At 43.0% G+C, this 19,002-nt stretch carries 15 protein-coding genes; 8 read left to right on the plus strand and 7 right to left on the minus strand.

The genetic code is table 11. The annotated features are described in order from the left end of the window. Positions 1–15: 15 nt before the first annotated feature. From IGI69_RS00785 to IGI69_RS00800, 4 genes are all read right to left on the minus strand, one after another. A complete protein-coding gene (locus IGI69_RS00785) occupies positions 16–1,326 on the minus strand; it encodes a PTS sugar transporter subunit IIC (protein WP_008376519.1) in 1,311 nt (436 codons plus the stop codon). A gap of 159 nt (positions 1,327–1,485) precedes the next feature. Beyond that, a complete protein-coding gene (locus tag IGI69_RS00790; RefSeq protein WP_010748570.1) occupies positions 1,486–2,244 on the minus strand; it encodes a MurR/RpiR family transcriptional regulator in 759 nt (252 codons plus the stop codon). A 57-nt stretch (positions 2,245–2,301) separates the two neighbouring features. Continuing rightward, positions 2,302–3,228, minus strand: a complete 927-nt coding sequence (locus IGI69_RS00795) for an ROK family protein (RefSeq protein ID WP_074535622.1) — start codon at positions 3,226–3,228, stop codon at positions 2,302–2,304. 75 nt (positions 3,229–3,303) lie between these two features. Further along, on the minus strand, positions 3,304–3,855 hold the full coding sequence (locus tag IGI69_RS00800) for a GNAT family N-acetyltransferase (RefSeq protein ID WP_167826597.1): 552 nt from the start codon (positions 3,853–3,855) through the stop codon (positions 3,304–3,306). Positions 3,856–4,191: 336 nt separating this feature from the next. Between IGI69_RS00800 and IGI69_RS00805 the strand changes: the two genes are divergently transcribed. Then, a complete protein-coding gene (locus IGI69_RS00805) occupies positions 4,192–5,472 on the plus strand; it encodes a PTS sugar transporter subunit IIC (protein ID WP_430606032.1) in 1,281 nt (426 codons plus the stop codon). A gap of 43 nt (positions 5,473–5,515) precedes the next feature. Here the strand turns inward: IGI69_RS00805 and IGI69_RS00810 are convergent, their stop codons facing one another. Continuing rightward, positions 5,516–6,562, minus strand: a complete 1,047-nt coding sequence (locus tag IGI69_RS00810; RefSeq protein ID WP_151195390.1) for an AraC family transcriptional regulator — start codon at positions 6,560–6,562, stop codon at positions 5,516–5,518. 38 nt (positions 6,563–6,600) lie between these two features. Between IGI69_RS00810 and IGI69_RS00815 the strand changes: the two genes are divergently transcribed. From IGI69_RS00815 to IGI69_RS00835, 5 genes are all read left to right on the plus strand, one after another. Next, on the plus strand, positions 6,601–9,399 hold the full coding sequence (locus IGI69_RS00815) for an alpha-L-rhamnosidase (RefSeq protein WP_167826599.1): 2,799 nt from the start codon (positions 6,601–6,603) through the stop codon (positions 9,397–9,399). A gap of 393 nt (positions 9,400–9,792) precedes the next feature. Beyond that, positions 9,793–10,161 (plus strand): YxeA family protein, encoded by a 369-nt coding sequence (locus IGI69_RS00820; RefSeq protein WP_167826698.1) that lies wholly within the window; start codon positions 9,793–9,795, stop codon positions 10,159–10,161. A 294-nt stretch (positions 10,162–10,455) separates the two neighbouring features. Then, on the plus strand, positions 10,456–11,802 hold the full coding sequence (locus tag IGI69_RS00825; protein WP_438739352.1) for an amino acid permease: 1,347 nt from the start codon (positions 10,456–10,458) through the stop codon (positions 11,800–11,802). 107 nt (positions 11,803–11,909) lie between these two features. Continuing rightward, positions 11,910–12,338: a DUF1761 domain-containing protein gene (locus IGI69_RS00830; protein WP_438739354.1), complete on the plus strand. Its 429-nt coding sequence runs from the start codon at positions 11,910–11,912 to the stop codon at positions 12,336–12,338. A 240-nt stretch (positions 12,339–12,578) separates the two neighbouring features. Then, on the plus strand, positions 12,579–13,079 hold the full coding sequence (locus IGI69_RS00835; protein WP_438739356.1) for a hypothetical protein: 501 nt from the start codon (positions 12,579–12,581) through the stop codon (positions 13,077–13,079). A gap of 153 nt (positions 13,080–13,232) precedes the next feature. Here the strand turns inward: IGI69_RS00835 and IGI69_RS00840 are convergent, their stop codons facing one another. After that, complete coding sequence (locus IGI69_RS00840; RefSeq protein WP_438739358.1) at positions 13,233–14,528, minus strand: ISL3 family transposase; 1,296 nt, start codon at positions 14,526–14,528, stop codon at positions 13,233–13,235. Positions 14,529–14,709: 181 nt separating this feature from the next. Then, positions 14,710–15,846, minus strand: coding sequence for a serine protease (locus IGI69_RS00845; RefSeq protein WP_422705018.1), 1,137 nt, complete (start codon positions 15,844–15,846; stop codon positions 14,710–14,712). 419 nt (positions 15,847–16,265) lie between these two features. Between IGI69_RS00845 and IGI69_RS00850 the strand changes: the two genes are divergently transcribed. Both IGI69_RS00850 and IGI69_RS00855 read left to right on the plus strand, forming a co-directional pair. Further along, entirely contained in the window at positions 16,266–17,567 is a 1,302-nt protein-coding gene (locus tag IGI69_RS00850) for a hypothetical protein (protein ID WP_422705017.1), read from the plus strand. A gap of 48 nt (positions 17,568–17,615) precedes the next feature. Then, positions 17,616–19,001 (plus strand): hypothetical protein, encoded by a 1,386-nt coding sequence (locus IGI69_RS00855; RefSeq protein WP_422705016.1) that lies wholly within the window; start codon positions 17,616–17,618, stop codon positions 18,999–19,001. Position 19,002: the final 1 nt, after the last annotated feature.

A 19,002-nucleotide genomic window follows, 5' to 3' on the forward strand; every position in this document is an offset into this window, starting at 1 on the left:
GACTCATTCGTTTGCTTATAATTCTACTTTCTGGGAACGGTTAGAGGCGATCACGAAAGGCAAATAGATCAAGACCGAAATCGCAAGACAAACGACACCGACAACCGCAGCGATCGCATTTCCTCCAGTTCCTAAAAAGAGATTAATGATTCCTGGGGTCGTCCATGGTACCCCAATCGCTGGGGTCGGCATGATCGGCCAGACAACAGTGACAAAATAACCCACCAAAATATTGACCATTGGTGTCAAAATAAACGGAATGATCATGATTGGATTCAAGACGATCGGTAGACCGAAGATCATCGGTTCATTGATTTGGAAAATTCCTGGAACTAAGGACATCTTAGCGATCTCACGTTGTTCTGGACGTTTTGAAGCGATGAAGATCGCAATGATCAAGCCCAATGTCATACCAGTTCCGCCCATATTTGCGAACATATCATTTAAAACGCCCCAGGTTTCTTTGTAAGGAACGTCCCACAAGGAGCCGCCCTGGTTGATAAAGTCTAGGTTAGCTAGATCTTGTTCGGTAAAAATCGCTGAACGAACCGCATTCAATGTGTTTGGTCCATGGATCCCGATCGCAAACAACGTGGTTTGCAAGAATGCCAAGATCAAGACACCGACGACATTGCCCCCCAGATCCCGCAATGGACTTTGGATCCCGTTGTAAATCAGTTCATTGATGCCTTCTGGTGCAATCATTAAAACTAAGAAATTGATCAAAGCAGTGACTGCCACGATGATCACGATCGGAATCATACCAGAAAAGGAACGAGAAACTGCTGGTGGTACCATTTCAGGCATTTTGATCTGCAATCGTTTGACCTTGAAAAGCTTCGGCAAGAATTCACCGACCAAACAAGCCACGATCATAGCTACAAACAACCCTTGGGCGCCTAAATATTGTGTGGAGATCACATTGACATCATCTACTGCAAAGGAGGTCGGGTACAAGATCATAAAGGCAGCGACACTTGTCAAACCAACTAGCGTAGCATCTGCTTGGAAATGCTTGGCTAAAAGTTGGGCAACAAGAAACGCAATGAATAAACTCATGATGTTGATGGTCCCGTTCGCCACGGAAGCTAGAACTTGCTGGGCGCTTTCCAGATTAGGAAAAAGCCGATTCAGTTGAAATAATTGCACGATGAAACTTTCATTGGAAAATAAAATATTGTTGACCAAAATAACGAGAGAAGAAGCGATGGTCAGTGGGAAAATCAGCATGAATGCATCCCGGATCGCTGCTACGTGGCGTTGATTGTTCAACTTTGTTGCGATTGGTACCAACGAGCGGTCTAACAGGTCATTGAATTTTTGCATAATAATAACACCTTTCATTAATTGATGCCATCATTATAGCGAATGAAAACGACTAAAAGTAAGCGGATACGGATTCCGTACATATCTCTCAAGAAATGAAAAAAATTCCGCAGATGGAACACAGTGTTACAAAAAAAGATGGTTCAGTAAACTGAACCATCAAGAATGGGTACGATAATCTTGCAAATAGCCGATCAGCGTTTCTAAAATCGCTACTGAAGGCAGTTGACTAGTCAAATCAAGAAAGATGTCTTTGCGTTCCTCTTTGATCGCATACTCGATCGAATAATCGCACAGGCGTGCCAACGTACTTTCCCGATTTGGGGTAATGCAGTACTTCTGCACGATCGCCTGATTGTCTAACCCGGTAATGACTTCGATCAGTTCTTTGGTTTCACCAGAGACACTCAAAAAAACCAAAACATTCTTTTGATCTTTTCGTAAAAAGCTTTTGATCGGGTAGGTCAGCTCATCAATGCTGATGCTAAAGTAACCGAGGCTGGCTAGTTTGCGGGCAACGTATTGCGCGATCGCACCAGATGCCCCCATCCCCATAAATAAGATCAAATCGGCATCCCGCATCGCTTCGGCGAGTTTTCGTATTTGGTATTCCGCATCAGGGTGGAAGATCTGCATATTCAAGCCTTTGATGCGCGCTTCTAAACCTAAGTGTTCAGGGTGCGCATCAAAATGGGCTTTTTCTAAATGATTTTTGATATAGAAGCGAAATTCTGGAAACGACTGAAAGCCGACTTTTTGAATAAAACGAAAGACCGAAGTCGAAGAGACATGAGCATCATCGGCAATGTCGCGCACACGCATATACGGGATCTTTTCTAAGTGATTGACGATAAAACGGTAGATTTCTTGTTCTACCGCAGAGAGCTTGTTCAAGTTTAATTGTTCAAAAAGCGCCATGCTGGTTCCTCGCTGTCCTAGATAATCAATTTACACCAGTATAGCATATCCGAACTTTTAACGGTGCAGCTGTTGATGGATCTGATAGACTGCGCCGATCAAGCCGGCGTCGTTTTTCAGCTTCGCTGGACGCACAGGTGCGATGGTTTGTCCGCGCAAATAATTGATCGCTTCATGCCGTGTTTCCGTGATCGTCAAGCGAGCCTGCAGTCGTTCCCAGAAATAAGGATTGGCACTGATGCCGCCGCCGATCAATACCAATTCTGGGTCAAAGCAGCTGATCAAATTGATCAGCCCTACAGACAGATCCGTCAGAAATTGGTCCGTCAGCTTCAGCGCCAACGCTTCGCCTTGCTGTGCGCGGTCAAAAATTTCTTTGGCGTCTTGGGTGGGTTCAAAGCCAGGAACTGCTGCCCCCGCTAAATTGTAGAGGCGAATCAAGCCGCCTACGACGGCAGTTTTTTTATTGATGGAACTTTCCTCGATATTGCCTTCTTCTGGCAGCTGATCGATCACCATCCAGCCAAATTCACCCGCCATGCCATGAGCACCTCGGTAAACTTGATTATTGATCACGATCCCACCGCCTACACCAGTGCCTAGGACAAGACACAAATAGTTGGCAGCCTCTTGCGCATTGCCGATCCATTTTTCAGCGATCGCTGCTGCATTGGCATCATTTTCCACCGCCACAGGCAACCCTGTACGCGCTTCCAAGACTGCTTTGAAATTTTCGCCATATAACGATTTGATGGCGCCCGCCGTTAACATAAAGCCGTCTTTTTGAACGATCCCCGGGGCGCTGATCCCAATGCCATCAATCGTGTGGCGGTTCTGGGCATCTTCGATGATCGTGAGTAGATCCTGATAAAACTGGGCTGGTTCATAGCTAGTAGGGATCGCTGATTTTTCAAGGATCACTCCGCTTTCATCTAAAACACCATATTTAATACTTGTTCCGCCAATATCAAATCCTACGTACATTCTTCTTCCTCACCTTCTAAAACATTGTTGCCTTAAGTGTACCATCTGGCAGGAGGAATTTTTTTCTTTTTTTAGCTAATTTTTGCCTGCCGTTTCCGCTGCATCCAAATAAAACAAAATGTCACTTTTGCCTTCCTGATTGGTTCCTTTGTACACTTCCGTATCCAGACCTCCGATACGAAAGCCTGCTCGCAAGTAGAACAGACAGGCAGAAGGATTGTTGTCCTGTGCTTGCGTGTAGATGCCGCGATAACCTCTGGCAAGGGCCGCTTTCAGTGCCTGGTGGATCAGTAGTTGACCGACTCCTTGCTTACGGTAGTCTGTGTTGACCTTTAAGTCATAGAGGTACAGATACTTGAAAAAAGCGTCTTGAACAATCGCTAAGCCGATGCATTTTCCATCATCATAAGCACCGATAAACAGACTGTTTCGGCTCATTTCGTCATAGGAATAATTTTCATCTGGGAAACACATCGTCTGAATGTCTTCGGATGCAAATTTACAGATCGTGTACTGCCAGCTGCCCTCATTATAAGATGGCAGCATTTTCCCCCATAAGGAGAAGGGTTCGTTTTTTAAGCGAATGTCAGCTTGATGTTTTTGATCGATCAGTTTGATTTCTAGCATGGGGCACCTCGATTTTCTATAGATTCTCTTAGTTATTAGTGACTGGATAAGCACCATTGTTTTTTTCTAGTTTCCTACGATCTGTTGAACTCGATGCATTTGCGTCATCACAATAATGGATTTTTATTGGTCATCTCATGGTATTCTTCACGAGAAGACCATCGAATGTTTTTGGCTTCCTAAAAAACGCGGATCAATGCGCAACATTCTATTCAAAATCATTAACATCTAATTCTTTGATTTGGTTAGTATTTTTTCTTTCATAGGTCATTGGAGCCCGACATGAAATAGGGTTTAATGGTGTTGTTAGCGTTATCATAAAAAGGAGGATGTAACATGAATGGATTTACAGAACGAATAGAGAAAATCGTTTCCCCCGCTGCTTCTTGGCTAAACAACAACAAAGTGATCCAAGCCATCTCAAAAGGGTTAATGATGTCTATGCCTATCATCATGGTAGGCGCAATTGCTTCGATTTTTCAAAATTTTCCCTTGGCAGCGTATCAATCTTTTCTTTCCGATTCTTACTTTGGTCAATTATTGACAACGATCGTCAATGTGACCACGAATATGTTAGCGGTTTATGTGGTGGCAGCGATCAGTTATACCTATTGTAAAATTTTAGGAAATTCTGATGGATTTATTTGTTCCTTATTAGCTTTGATGAACTTTTTCTTATTGACACCCATGATCGTTATTGGTGAAGGATTTGCTGCAGCAACGAATCTACCGATTGAATGGTTAGGGGCAAAGGGACTGTTTACGGCAATGCTCGTTGCCATTTTGACAACCAGATTATTTGATCTCAGTGTCAAGAAAAATTGGACGATCAGACTGCCTGAGTCAGTACCTCCCTTTGTATCAAAAGCATTTGCAGCTATTGTTCCTGGTTTTTTGATGGTGATTCTTTTTGGATTGATTGCATTTCTATTTTCATTGACACCATACAATGATGTCCATCATACCATTTATTCACTGATTCAAGAACCACTAGGCAATATCGGAAATAATGTTTGGACAGCGGCGCTTATTTATTTTCTCTCTGGTTTGTGTTGGTTCTTTGGTATCCATGGGATTGCAGTGATTGGGGTAGTGATGCCAATCTGGATCGCAGCCGATGCAGCGAATATTTCTGCGCTGGCTGCAGGAGAGGCAGCGCCTAATATTATTACCTTCTCATGGATCAACATTGTTTCTTCACCAGGAGGCGGGGGCGCAACGATTGGGTTAATTGTATTAGCGACCTTTTTCAGCAAAAGTCAGCGTTATCGATCCATGGGAAAGATTGCGTTTGTCCCCTCTTTATTTAATATAAACGAGCCAGTCATTTTTGGTTTTCCAATGGTATTGAATGGCTTGATGGCGATTCCGTTTATTTTTACCCCGGTAATCAATATTTTGTTAGGTTATGCCCTAACAGTCATGGAGATTCTCCCACCGTCAAACGGTGCTGGTTCCATGGGGATGCCTATTTTCTTAAATGCACTTCTTAATGGCGGTTGGCGTCTATTGGCCTTTCAGATCGTAGCGACCCTGTTATCGATTGCGATCTATTATCCGTTCTTTAGAATATTGGATCAAAAAGAATACCAACTAGAAAATTCCGATCCAAAATAGTTCATAAGATACCCACAATCCACTTTCATGGGTTGAGGGTATCTTATTGATCGCTATGAGGGGACATCGTTTCTAGCCGTTGCTGACTTGCCAAGCGATAATCCCGAGGTGTCATCTGCGTTTGAGCATAAAATTTCTTATAAAAAAAACTGAGATTATGGTAGCCAACTTCTTCAGCGATGTTCTGAATCGTTTCATCTGTATAGGACAATAGATACTTGGCTTTTTTGATCTTTTGCGCCACGACCAACTCTTGGTAGCTACTGCCCGTGTGATCTTTTAGCAATTTAGAGATGTAATTCGGATGATAGCCAAAAAGATCTGCAATGTGTTGCAGCGTACAGTCCGCAGCATGATCGGCGATATATTTTAAGATCGGTAAGATGATCGTATGATCGGATCGGTCAAAACGTTCATTCGTAGTCACGTGATCTAATCGGCGAATCAAGGTAGTTAAGAATAAAAAGAGGTACGATTTTAACATTTCCGCAGTATAGCTATCATTTCGAAAATATTCGATCAACATTTGTTCCATCAAGCCGTGAAGCTCTTGTGGAACGATGGAGCGAAAAAGCAAAAAATTTTCCTGTTGGTTTTCTGATAGCGCTTGAATGATGAATTGTGACAAGATACTATGCTCCGATAAGCGATTTAAAAAAGAATCAGTGAAGAACTGTTTTTGCAAAACGATATTGATGATGATGTCTTCTTCTTCGACCTCATAAAGCGTGTGGACGATGTTGGAGTCTAAAAGACAAAAATCTCCTTCCGTTAATTCATACGTTTTATCCGTAAAGACTTGTTTACAACTTCCACGATAAACATAGGTCATTTCAAGATGATCATGCTTATGTAGGGGAGGATTACTAAAACGCGTATGTTGAACAAACTCGATCGTACTATTTTTAAAAAGGCTGCGCTTGTCATTCGCAAAAAATTTATTGTTATGACCGGCATTCATCAAGTTAAACGTAGGGATCTCTTCATCAAAGCGTTGGAAAAACGGGGCACTCTTTTTCGGCTGTTGTTGATAATTCAATTCACTTTCCGTCATGGAAAAAAGCAATTCGCGCAACTGCTGTTTATTCATATACACAACTCCAATTTTTAGTAAAAGGCGATGATAACATGGAAATCAATCAAATGACAATCAATTATTACACTGAACCGCTCGGCTATGATCTAAGCGATCCTATCTTTCGGTATCAAGTAACGGACCAATCGAAAGCAGTCTTTCATGCCTTAGAAGTGGCGCTAGATGCTGATTTTCAAGCAATCGTTAGCCAAGTACCCAAACAAAAGCTCGCTGCGTATCGCTTTTCCTGTACCTTTCCAATGCAACCTCGACAGCGCTATTTCTGGCGTGTCACGATTTGGGATGCAGCAGGTGATCGCTATCAAAAGACGAGCTGGTTTGAAACAGGGAAGCTGCAAGAAGCGTGGCAGGGTAAGTGGATCACGCCTGTGACAACGCCACTTGAATCAGCGATCTTTTCTTATCAAGGAGACCTCGCTAAACCGATTAAGCAAGCCCGTTTGTATATTTGTGGGCTAGGTTTGTACGAAGCATACTTGAATGAGCAAAAAATTGGAGACGAGTTTTTTACTCCCGGTTACACTAATTATCACGAATGGCTCCAATATCAAACCTATGATGTGACTGATGATCTAGTTGATTCACAGTATACAATAAAGGTTCTCGTGGGAAAAGGCTGGTATCAAGGAAATTTTGGGTTTCATGGCGGAAAAGAAAACATCTATGGCGATGCCTTTTTATTAAGGGCAGAGCTGCATCTAGAATACGTGGATGGCACACAAGAGATCCATGGAACCAATCAGGAATGGCAGGTTCGCACCGGTTCGATTGGGAAAAACAGCATCTATTATGGCGAAGATATCGATGAAACGATTCCTCACCAGTCTATTCAAGCGGTGAAGGAACACCAAGGCCCACAAGGGAAGCTAACTGAACGATTTAGCTTGCCTGTAAAAATAAAAGAAGAGCGCCCAGCGATTGCTTGTTGGCAAGAAGAGGGGGATTGGGTGTTGGACTTTGGTCAAAATATGGTCGGTTGGGTCACGTTTTATGATCAGTTACCTCTTGGCGCCCATATCAAACTCGAACATGCCGAGCTATTGGTCAATGGCAAGTTTTATCGGGAAAATTTACGAGCCGCCCGAGCAGCATTCACGTATCGTTCCAATGGCAACCGACAGTGGGTTCGTCCGCACTTCTCATTCTTTGGGTTTCGCTATGTTCGGATCAGTGGCTGGCCGTTAGAGTGTCCCTTTGCTAAAGACGCCTTTATCGGACAGGTGATCTATACGGATCTAGAAACGACAGGGGATTTTCGCACGAGTAATGAAAAAGTGAATCGATTGTACCAGAATATTTTATGGTCACAAAAAGGCAACTTCTTTGATGTGCCGATGGATTGTCCTCAACGCGATGAGCGCATGGGGTGGACAGGAGATGCACAGCTCTTTTCCCAGACAGCGATGTATACGATGGACACATATGCGTTCTTTCGCAAATATTTACATGATTTAGCTAGCGAACAACCACATTTTGATGGTGCGCCACCAATGACTGTGCCGCATGTTCCGACAGATATCCAGCAGTCTGGGGCAGCAGTGGGGGTTTGGGGAGATGCCGCCACGATCATTCCTTGGCATTTATACCGCTATTATGGTGAACCACAAATTCTCAAACAACAATTTTCTAGCATGCAAGCGTGGGTCGAACACATTGGCCGTAAGACGCATATCAACGGTTTATGGGACAAACAATTTCAATTTGGGGACTGGTTAGCTTTAGATGGTGATGATCCAGCTTCTCCGATTGGAGGAACCGAAGCAAAGTTTGTTGCGAATATTTTTTACTGGCATTCCTTGAAAATCGTTGCGCAGGCTGCAGCTATTTTAGGGTATACTTCTGAAGCTAAGCAATACGATCAGCGTCAAAGAATGCTCAAACAAGCCTTGCGAGCAGAATATTTCACGCCGAATGGGCGCCTTGCACTCGATACGCAAACGGCTTATGTGTTAACACTGGCATTTGATTTGGCTGCCGATCATGAAGTTGCGGGGATCGTGCAGAAGTTAAAAGAGAGACTAAAACGAGATGACTATCATTTGAAAACAGGTTTTGTTGGAACGCCTTTTTTAAATTTAGTTCTTAGTAATTATGGATTAAACGAGATAGCCTACACGCTCCTGTTAAATAATGATTATCCCAGCTGGCTTTATGCGATCGATTTAGGCGCAACGACGATTTGGGAACGCTGGAATTCGCTGTTACCAGATGGATCGATCAATCCTCAAGGCATGAATTCGTTCAATCATTATGCTTATGGAGCAATTGGCCAGTGGTTCTTTGAAGGTGTTTTAGGCATTCAACAAGCATCATCCAGCAGCGGGTTTCGGCACGTCCACATACAGCCCCAGATCCATTGGAGTATCAATCATGCCTCCGGCGGCATCGCCACTCCGAATGGACGGATTGAGGTCGCTTGGGCTTATGTTGCCAAAGATATCGTGAAATTAGACGTTACCATACCGACGCTTGCGCAGGCGATCCTTCATCTACCGGAAGTGGAGATTTACACCGACGAGGAGCTGACCGACCGCTGGTCTGAAGAAACACCATTAAAAGCAGGGCAAAATCATTTTTATTTAAAAGCCGCAGCCTATCAAAAACCAATCATTTCTGCTGAAACTACGTTAGGGGAGATCCAACAAACCCCCTTGATGTATGTGCGAGCAAAGCAACGATTTGCTGAGTCAAAATTATTTTCCAGCAGCAACGTAAGGGACCATCAAAAGCGATCACTAGCTTATTTTGTCAATCAAGAAGTGATTTCTCAGACACAGTTGGCTGGTTTTATCGATGAAATGACGGCATTGATCAAAGGAGACAAGAACTGAGCCCGTTATACGAAGAACTGACTGGTCACAAGTCAAAGTGGTATCTATCGCTGAAGAAAAAAGCAGACGGATAATCTTTCCGTCTTAACGCATCTGGAAGCAACCTATACCGATGCGTATCATTATTTGCGGACGATTGGTGTCGCGCAAGAGACCCTCGTTCATTTGCAAAGCAAGCTGATCGATGTGGCAGTGACGGTTTAAGGGTCACGAACAAACGGAACATCTAAGTGAGGGACTACTGCTTCTTTTGAAAAAGTGGTCCCTTTTTGTCTTAGTCACAATGACCGACGGAAAAATACGCCTTAAGTTTGATTATATTTATCGCTTGTTTTTTTATACTGAAGGTAGATAGAAAAAACGGAGGACAATCACTTGAAGAAAGCAATTAGTATGATCCTGCTCGTGTTAACGATAGGGACCGTCACATTGGTTACATGGTCTTATTTTACGAAAGATGCTTCCAGCGAACTGGTTCAGCTGGTGGATCGTTTCAATCCTTTCGTACCGGAGAAAAAGGTTTATGTCAAAACATCCGATGAGTATGGCGTGCCGCAAGAACATGATGCCTATGAATATACGCAAGAAGGAATCAATGAAGATGGACAAAAAATAAAAATCACGTTTTGGGCACCACAAAAATTAAAAGAAAATGCCTACCTAGAGCTTGATGCAAAGGGCAAACATGTGGAGTCGTATCAAGAGGTGACCGAGCAGGCTCTCCCTGACGCCGTCAAAGACGAGTTGGTTACGACTCATTGATCATCATGCCTGCTTGAAAAAAGGACAGGAAGTCATTTCCCGCAAGTTGGGAGATGGCTTTTTTCGTGCATTCACTTAGATAAAAGCTCGCCAAGATTTGATTTAGGTGAAAAAGATTAGAGGATGATAGAATTTTCAGAAAAAATAGATAATTTTTTCAATTCTTAGTTGCAATAGCAGAAGCGTCTGGTATTCTCTATGAGGTAGTTAAAAAAAATCATTCATATAATTAAAAATAGCGACAATGAGAGAATCACCTTGTATGGAGGATCAACGGTTTTCAAGGAGGAACCTATGACAGAAAAAAATCAATTAAAAAAGCAGATGAAAACCAGACATATCACTATGTTGGCACTAGGTGGCGCCATCGGTGCTGGCCTATTCAAGGGCAGCGGTGAAGCGATCCAGTTAGCGGGGCCTGCGGTCTTGCTGGCGTTTATTTTTTGTGGGCTGATCTTATTTGTCGTCATGACAGGACTGGGACAGTTGGTTTTATCTGACCAAAAACAACATGGCCTTTCGGGCTTAGTCCAGCCGTATCTTGGCTTGCATACAGCTGATTTCATTGATTGGATCTACTGGTCAATGTGGATGATCAACATCATCGCCGAAGCAGTTGCTGCCGCAAGCTTTTTGCAGCTGTGGTTTCCCAATATTCCAGCTTGGATCTTTGTGTTGATTTTGGCACTGCTCACGACCATCATCAATTTGTTTTCGGTTCGCTTGTTTGCGGAAACGGAATATTGGCTTTCCTGGGCCAAAATCAGTGTGGTGATCGCGTTGATCTTGGTGGGTCTCTATCTGGTTGCCACGCAAGTCTTTGATTTGGGCTTTTTCCCGACGATGAGGCAAATGACAGACCATGGTGGTTTTGCCCCACATGGTCTCAAAGGATTTATCAATTCGTTATTGGTCGTAATCTATTCGTACGGCGGCTCTGAATTAGTAGCCATTACGATCAGTGAAGCGGAAAATCCCAAAAAAGCGATCCCGCAAGCAATCAAAGGAGTGATGACTCGGATTGCCGCTTTTTACATCATTCCCTTGTTTCTTTTACTGATCATTTATCCGTGGAATCAATTAGCCGATCCAAATGTCAGTCCTTTTGTGATGGTGTTTCAAAAAATCCACGTCCCATTTGCCTCCGACATCGTCAATTTAGTGATTATTTTGGCTTTGTTTTCGTCAATCAATTCTGGAGTCTATGCTTCTTCAAGAACGTTGTTTTTCCGATTAAGCAACAATGGCCAGAAAAAAAGCCGCTTTACGATGCTGAATAAAAACAGCGTGCCCCAACGAGCGATCATGTTTTGCAGCGGTACTTTATATCTTGGGGTCGTTCTTTCTTACTTTTTAGGCGACAAACTCTTCAATTATCTAGCAGGCTCCCTGTCTTATACTGTATTGCTGATCTGGTTGCTGATCAGTGCGGCGGCGTTTGTTTTGGTACGCAAGCAGAAGAAAATGGGCTATACGATTTTCTTGAGTGGGGCGATCCTTGCACTGATTTTGCTGTTTGTCGGTATTTTGATCACTAACCCATTGGCGGTCACTGGCTTCACCGCACTATTGTATACGATCATTTTTCTTAGTTTTTATTGGAACCATCGAAAAATAGGAGAAACCAGTGAAAAAAGTTGAAGAAACGTCCCTTAAGACATAAACTGATGGGGAAGGAACCCCGGGTTCGGTTGTTTCTTCGGTTCTCAGGAATGTGACGATAAAATAAAGTGTAGGAGAAAACGAAAATGGTTAATTTTTGGACATTGATTTTCGGCACCCTCAGCTGGGTCGTGGTGGAAAGTCTGCTTTACAATCCGATGCATAAGTGGGGCAAGTTTTGGGCGAAAGAATCAGGAATGGCAGAGAAGATGGCTGATCAGCAGATGACGACCGGTGACATGCTCTTTACCTTTGGCGGCACGATCGTTGGTGGGATTCTCTTATCAGCAGCGACCTATCAAGTCGTCTATTGGTTTGCAATATTCGATCATGATGGTTGGCTGACGACCTCCTTGCAAGTCGCTTGCTTATTGTGGTTAGGGGTTTATGGGGTCGCCACCTTCGTGATGGCTGTTTACTCGGGACAGTCCCGCAAATTAGTCGGGCTGCACCTTGTGAACGGGTTTCTAGGAGTGATCGTTTTAGGACTTGTTGTCGGCTTGATTGGACAGTAGGCAACGATCATACCCCAGCGAGAGCGTTCAAAGGTCTCAACGAATCAATACTAAAGAAAGCCGATCTTGTTTCAACAAGGTTGGTTTTTTTGTGCGTAAAATTATCCTTACTATAAAAAAAGGCTATAAAAGCAAATAATTTGTGTTATGCTAAAAGCACTTTAATCTGTAGAAAACCAAATCCGCGGATTGCGGAAAAATCATCAAAGAAGCAAAATTAGGGGCAACGAGGAGGAAAAAATGAAAACGAAAAGCATGTTAGGTAGAGGAATATTTGCTGCCGTTTGTTTAGCGACACTATTTTTCTTGACAAGCTGCAGTAGCTCAGGGGTTGACTCTGCAGCTGCGAATCAAGTGTTGACCAATACCAACAGTCATCAGCAAAATGCCTTGTACGTTTTGGAAGATGGAAAGCTCACTGTCAATAAAACGCTGAGTTTTTTGGTCGATCCGAATCAGGAACCTGCGGACTTGGTAAAAGAACAAGAGACGCAATTAGTGCAGATCAACGAACATCTGCAAGCAGAGTTTCCCAAAAGCAAAGCACTGACTGCGGCAGACATCGGCACTATGCACACCTTTGAAGTGACAAATGCCCAAGTGATCATTGATCAAGAGAAAAAGGAAGTGCGCATGACTGGCGATGATTTTGAGAAAGTATTCAAAATGGCGGACAACAATGACAAGCGTCTGATCGATGACGAACAAAACGAGTACGAGTTTTCGTATGAGGAAAACTAGCAAGTGAAAAAAAACGGCTGCCTCCGACGAGACAACCGCTTCAGACAGTAGACAAACCTTAGACAAAAATGGGCTCTTTGTCAATAAGGACTGATGAGTTGTGCAAAATCAAATCTGGGTCAGAACGAACCACATTCTGGCTCAGATTTTTTGTTATCTTACATTGATTAATTGATTGATCAAAAAGATTCTAATTCTCATGTTCTCGAATGATTTAAATCCGTAGGATACTCGTTTCATTGTCTTTATGTGGGTATTCTTCGCTTCTATTTTTCCATTGGAATAAGGATAGATCATTGCGTTGGTGATGCCTTCTTCATAGGACAGAAGGTTTTGAAGCTTCTCCCGAAAGCCGTCATCTAACGTTTCGGGAAGTTCTGCCAATATGCAGAAAAATAAGTCAGGGTCTTTGTCTCGAAAGGCTTCAACTAATTCATGAAAAAAGGGATACGCCTCCTTCAGGGGCGTAGAAAACTCAAGCAATCGATCAATCATCATTGCTTCAGTAAGAAATGGGTACTTTGGTGCTCGGAAACTTTTCCATGTTTTGTATTCATAGTGGTTGATGTTTGCACGATTTTTTAGCAAAAAGCGCCAGTTCTTTTTCAGTTTTTCTGCCTGGCTTTTCTGTCCGGCTTTACGAAGTTCATTCATTTCACGGATACGCAACTCATTGAACGCTTGATTCATGTGTTTGACAATATGAAACCGATCAATCACTACTTTCGCATTTGGCAGAACACGTTTGGTGAGCTGGAAGTAGGCGGCGTTCATGTCTGTCACCAAGAATTCTACTTCTTCTGGATTGGTACAACCTAAGAAATAGCTTGTTAATCGAGGTAATTTACGCGTAGGCAAAACATCTATTAATTTTCCTGTTTCACCATCTGCGCAAATAAAGCTCATTTTATCTTCTATGGAAGCATGCGAACGAAATTCATCAACCATCAATACTCTGGGGAGAATCTTCTTAGATTGCTTTGGTAAATAGCTTTTAAACTCTTTCAATGTACGAATAACGGTGGTCAAAGATACCTGACAGCTTTTCGCAATAAAAGATAAAGATACTTTTTCAATCAGTAAAGAAGCAATTTTATATCTAACATGATTTGCGATTGAATGTCTAGGTTGGACAAAATAACTTTGAGCCGTCCAATGGGTTCGGCAGTTTTTACAGGTATAGCGCTGCTTTTTTAGGCGCATAACCAAAGGCATATGATTGTATTGTTCAAAACGGACAATCGTTTCCTTCTTCCCATTTTTCACTATAATTGCTTTCCCGTTTACATCTACCACAGTAGAACCACAACTTCTACAAGCACGAGGAGTCGGCGAGAGAACAGCATCGACGACCAACGTCTTTTTCTTCTGAAGGGTCTCGTAAGAGACCTCTGTAATCATCAAATCTTTCTCTATTATTCTCAGCATTTTTTTGATAGAATCATTCATATAGCATATCGTCCTCTCAGTTGTTTATTTTGTGGTGATTTAATCATACTAGAGAACGATATGTTTTTTAATACCTAAAATGAAAATGGGACTGAAGAATCAATTCTGATTCATCAGTCCCATAAATTATAGAGCCCAAAAATGAGGTTTGTCTTTTTTTCGTTGCAAAATTTAGTGGCTATTACGGAAAACATTTTGCGCAAGGAGTAAGTCCGCGACTTTGCGCTTCTGCTAAAGTGGCAGGCGTGTAGGTACCGTTGCCGCATTTTCTCGTATGATATTTCGAACCTGTTGGTGTAACGAGGACCGACGTTTGGGCTTGATTGCTAGCAGCGGCTGGCTGGCTTTGTTCTGGCACAGCGGCGGCTGCCTGCCGTTCTTCCTCCGCCTTAGCTTGTGCGGCTGCTTGTTCGTTGGCAGTGATCGTTTGCGCCACTGTTTTCGTTCGAGTAGCTAATTCCTCATCGGGGGTCTTGAGACGAGCGACAGCATCTTCTGCACGAGCAAGGGCATCTTTTGTCGGCTCCGCCTCTGCCGCTTCCACCGCTTGGACAGCTTCTGCAACGAGGGCTTCTGCTTCTTTCTCAGAAATCTTGGTTTCTACAGTGGATAACCGACTTTCAAACGTTTCCTTGTTCAAAACCGCTTGTGCGACTAATTCTTTTGCCTGATCGAAATCACTGCGCTCAAGGGAAGCTTCAGCAGTATCGAGGGCTTTGCCGATGGCAAGATGGTCTTCAACTACCGCGATCCGAGTAGCGAGATCTTCGTAGGTTTTACTTAAAGCATGAATCAGCGTCACGGCTTCGTCGTAATTCTTTTGGTTTGGCTGGGTTTCGGCAAGCGCCAGTGCCGTCTCGGCTTTTTCCAGTGCTGCTTGTTCTTGTTTTTCAGCTTGCAAACTCGCTAGAAATGCGCGAGAAGGTTTGACGGTGACGACTTCTTCTTTGGTGTTTCCACCCATTGAGGCTTGGAGGGTAAATTCCTGTTCCTCTTCATCTTCAAGTTGCACGGTGTAAGAAAATGTTTCGTCCGCCAGCGAAACCTCCACCCCGTTGATGGTCAGTTGCGCTTCTGGGTTGGTTTGACCCGTAATCGCCGCTTCGCCTTGTTCGTTGGTAACCAGTTCTGCTTCATCTACGTGAAGCTCCGGTGTTGTTGCAGGAGTCAATAATACCCCGCCAATCAATAAGAGAAAACCACCCATAAAAATAACGATCTTGTTGCGAAGCGGCTTTTTCTTGATCAAACTAAGAACAAAAAAGATTCCGCTTACAACCATTGTCAAAAAACCAACAACAAAAATAAATATCCCCATACTTTTTTCATTTCCTTTCTTGTGAATAATTTAATTATAACATTTTTACTAACGTATCCGCCATTAATAACTGGGATCAATAGTGATGAGAGTAGTAGGGAGGACTAATCGCAAATCAATATTTATTTTTTATCAATAATAAATAGATTTACATTATTTTTTATTATAAAATGATACATAAAGGGCTATCTTTGTTTATGCTGCCTTTTTCAAAAAGACACTTGATACCAATACACTTGTTTGCTTTATCACTAGAAACAGACGCTTGAACCAAAAGGATTGAAACGAGCAAACATCTGCAAATCAGCAGTTTCCTTTTGTTCCTTCCCCCAAATAACACCATAAAAAAGATATTCCCCCTCACTTGCAACCAAGCCACTTCATTGATAAGAAAATCAGTATGTGCAAAAGGAGTAGCAATGAAAATCACACAAATCCAATGTCCCAGCTGCTTGGGTCAGTTAACCGTTGACTGGGAGACAGGAAAAGCAGTCTGCCAGTATTGCTTAACTAAGTCAGTCCTACATTCGCCGCCAAAACAAACGCAAGAAGCTTCGAATGAACAAGCTCCCGTAGTTTTTCAAGAAGTCAAAGAAGGGTTTTATTCGTTTGCCTTTAATGAAGACGAGGTAGCAAATGCCTTGAAAAAATGGCTGATCCAACAGGAATCAGTTCCTGAGGACATTATCGTTCATCTTGAAGTCAGCGAGGTAAAACGATATTTTATTCCGATTTATGAATTTCAGGTGACCTATACGATGCACTGGGAGGGGGCCTTTGGCTACGATACCCATTCCATTGCATGGGAAGGCTCGCATACGACCACGTGGGAAAAGAAGCGAGGCGACCATTCAGGTGAGACGGTTATATTCTATCAATGCGGCAGTTCGGAGGTGATCGAACAAGAAATTCCTCAGAGCTTTGAGGTCAATGATGAAATGAAAAGAAAACCGCACTTTAGTACCGATCAAAAGGAATTTCAACAGCTAGTCTCAGCACATGCTATTCATGTTTTTCCCTTTGATATTGAGCAAGAGCAGGCGCTCTTTGGTTCTGAAAAACAAGCGGAATTGAGAGCCCATGCGAATGCGGTGATCCAGAAGAAAGAATCTGCCGATCATCTAAAAGAGCTGCACCTAAATCTTTCCCTGATCAGCTGTGCTACAGAAGAGCTCTACTTTCCCCTGTATATGGGCACCTTCAAGTACCAAGAGCAATCCTTTGAATTTGCGATCGACGGCAAAGATCCTGACCGAATGAAGCTGCCGATTATCCCACAGTGCCAAGCTACCTATCAAACGGTTGCGAATTTTTCAAAAGCTCGCAAGGTTTTTGGCTGGTCCTCCGTACTCTTTTTTACGTTAGGTGTGATCCTGATGATCTTGGCGCTATTCATTTCTGAATGGATCCCTCTAGGAAGAGTGTTCAGAGCTGTCATAGGGGGGATTGTCATGAGTTCCCTGCCAACTGCAGTTTATTGGGTAGTATCGGGGATAGTGTTGCACTTTCTAAAAGAACAGTACCTCAAAACAGTCCAAAAATTTAGAGATGAGCTCCAAAGAGAATTATTAGGTAAGAAAACTGGGACAGCTTTTTTAGCAAACTACGAGAAGCGTGGAAAGCATCTTGCAAGAATGAGGAAATTTTATGAATGGCTCGATACGCTCGCTTATGTGGTCGTGGTCGTTACCCTTATTTGGAACATTCTTCGGTTTCTTTGATAAACCATCTTGTTGAAAAGAAAAAACGATTCATAAAAAGGAGAAAAAATGAAAATCACCCAAATCCAATGCCCCAGCTGCTTGGGGCGTCTAGAAGTTGATTGGGACTCAGGAAAAGCAGTCTGTCAGTATTGTTTGAACGAGTTGCTGATCAAACCGGAACAAAAAAAACAGGAACAAACAAACCAAGTCGTCTCGCTTAAAGAGTTGCCACGCATTCAAGGGACCGTCAAAGAAGGATTTTATCCGTTTGCTTATGATGAAAAGGCATGTGAAGCGGCGTTGAAAAACAGACTAGCCTGGCAAGACACCATCTCGGAAAGTATCTTTTTTGAGCTAGAGATGGTTCATCTAAAACGTGTGTTTATCCCGATGTATTATTTTCAAATTGCTTATGATGCGCAAGTGAGAGGAAGCTATGTCCACGAGGAACAGCAGAGGGGGCGTGGGCGCATTACTGCCGACATTTCTTTACATAACAGCGGAAACACAACGGTTTTCAATGAATATTTTCCTACGGATACCCAAAAAGAAGCGGATTACAGTATCAATGGCAAGTTGCCGCTGCATCTTCAAAAAGGTGCCGCCTATTGCACGGATATGCAGCAGTTTTCGGCACTTAGCCAAGACGCTCAGGTGCTGCCCTTTGATATTTCCAGAGAAGCGGCACTCTCGGATACCCATCTAATGGAAGTCTTTGAAGCAAAAGCCAAAGACCATTTGGTGGGAGCAGATGTTGCCAATGAGGTTCAACTGACTCTTTTTCCGAAACAATGTGACACGGAAAAACTGTATTTTCCTTATTACATTGGCGAATTCAAATACGGAAACCAAACCTATTCTTTCGTGGCTGATGGCACCGATGCTGAACGCCTTTTTCCAACCCAGCTCCCTGAATGTGAACAGCTGGTGCAAGTGAAAAAAAGTTTTTCGAAGACCAGTAGTGTCCTTTGGCAGTTCTGCTATACCTTCTTTTTTGTCGGATTATTTTCTGGAATTGCTTCGAGTTTTCTATTTGATGGCTTTTTATTACCGGCTGTTGCCTTTAGTCTGCTCGCTTCAGCGGTCATCTTGCTGATTGCTTGTCTTGCGACTTGGTACTTCTTGCTCGTACCAGAGGTCAAGTTTTTCTCAGAGTACGGCAAATTCAAAGCAGAACTTTCCCAGGCATTGAGTCAGTCGGATGCATCAACGGCTGCAGCGAAGAAAGCTTTTGAAACGCGGAGGAAGAAACTCGCCCGACAGACAGTATTTTACAGCAGTCTAGAAAACATGGCGTATGAATTTGCCTTGATCCTTTTTTTAGCAATCCTGACTTGGTATTTCAGTTTTTATGGCTTATCGTTTCTAGTGCTGCTGGCGTTTGTCAGCTGGAATACGATCCGTATCTTTACCACGGATAGCTCCGATACCTGTATCGAAACGAAAGGATGAT

The sequence above is a fragment of the Enterococcus sp. DIV1083b genome, from assembly GCF_051713705.1.
In the GTDB taxonomy this organism is placed as follows: domain Bacteria; phylum Bacillota; class Bacilli; order Lactobacillales; family Enterococcaceae; genus Enterococcus_D; species Enterococcus_D casseliflavus.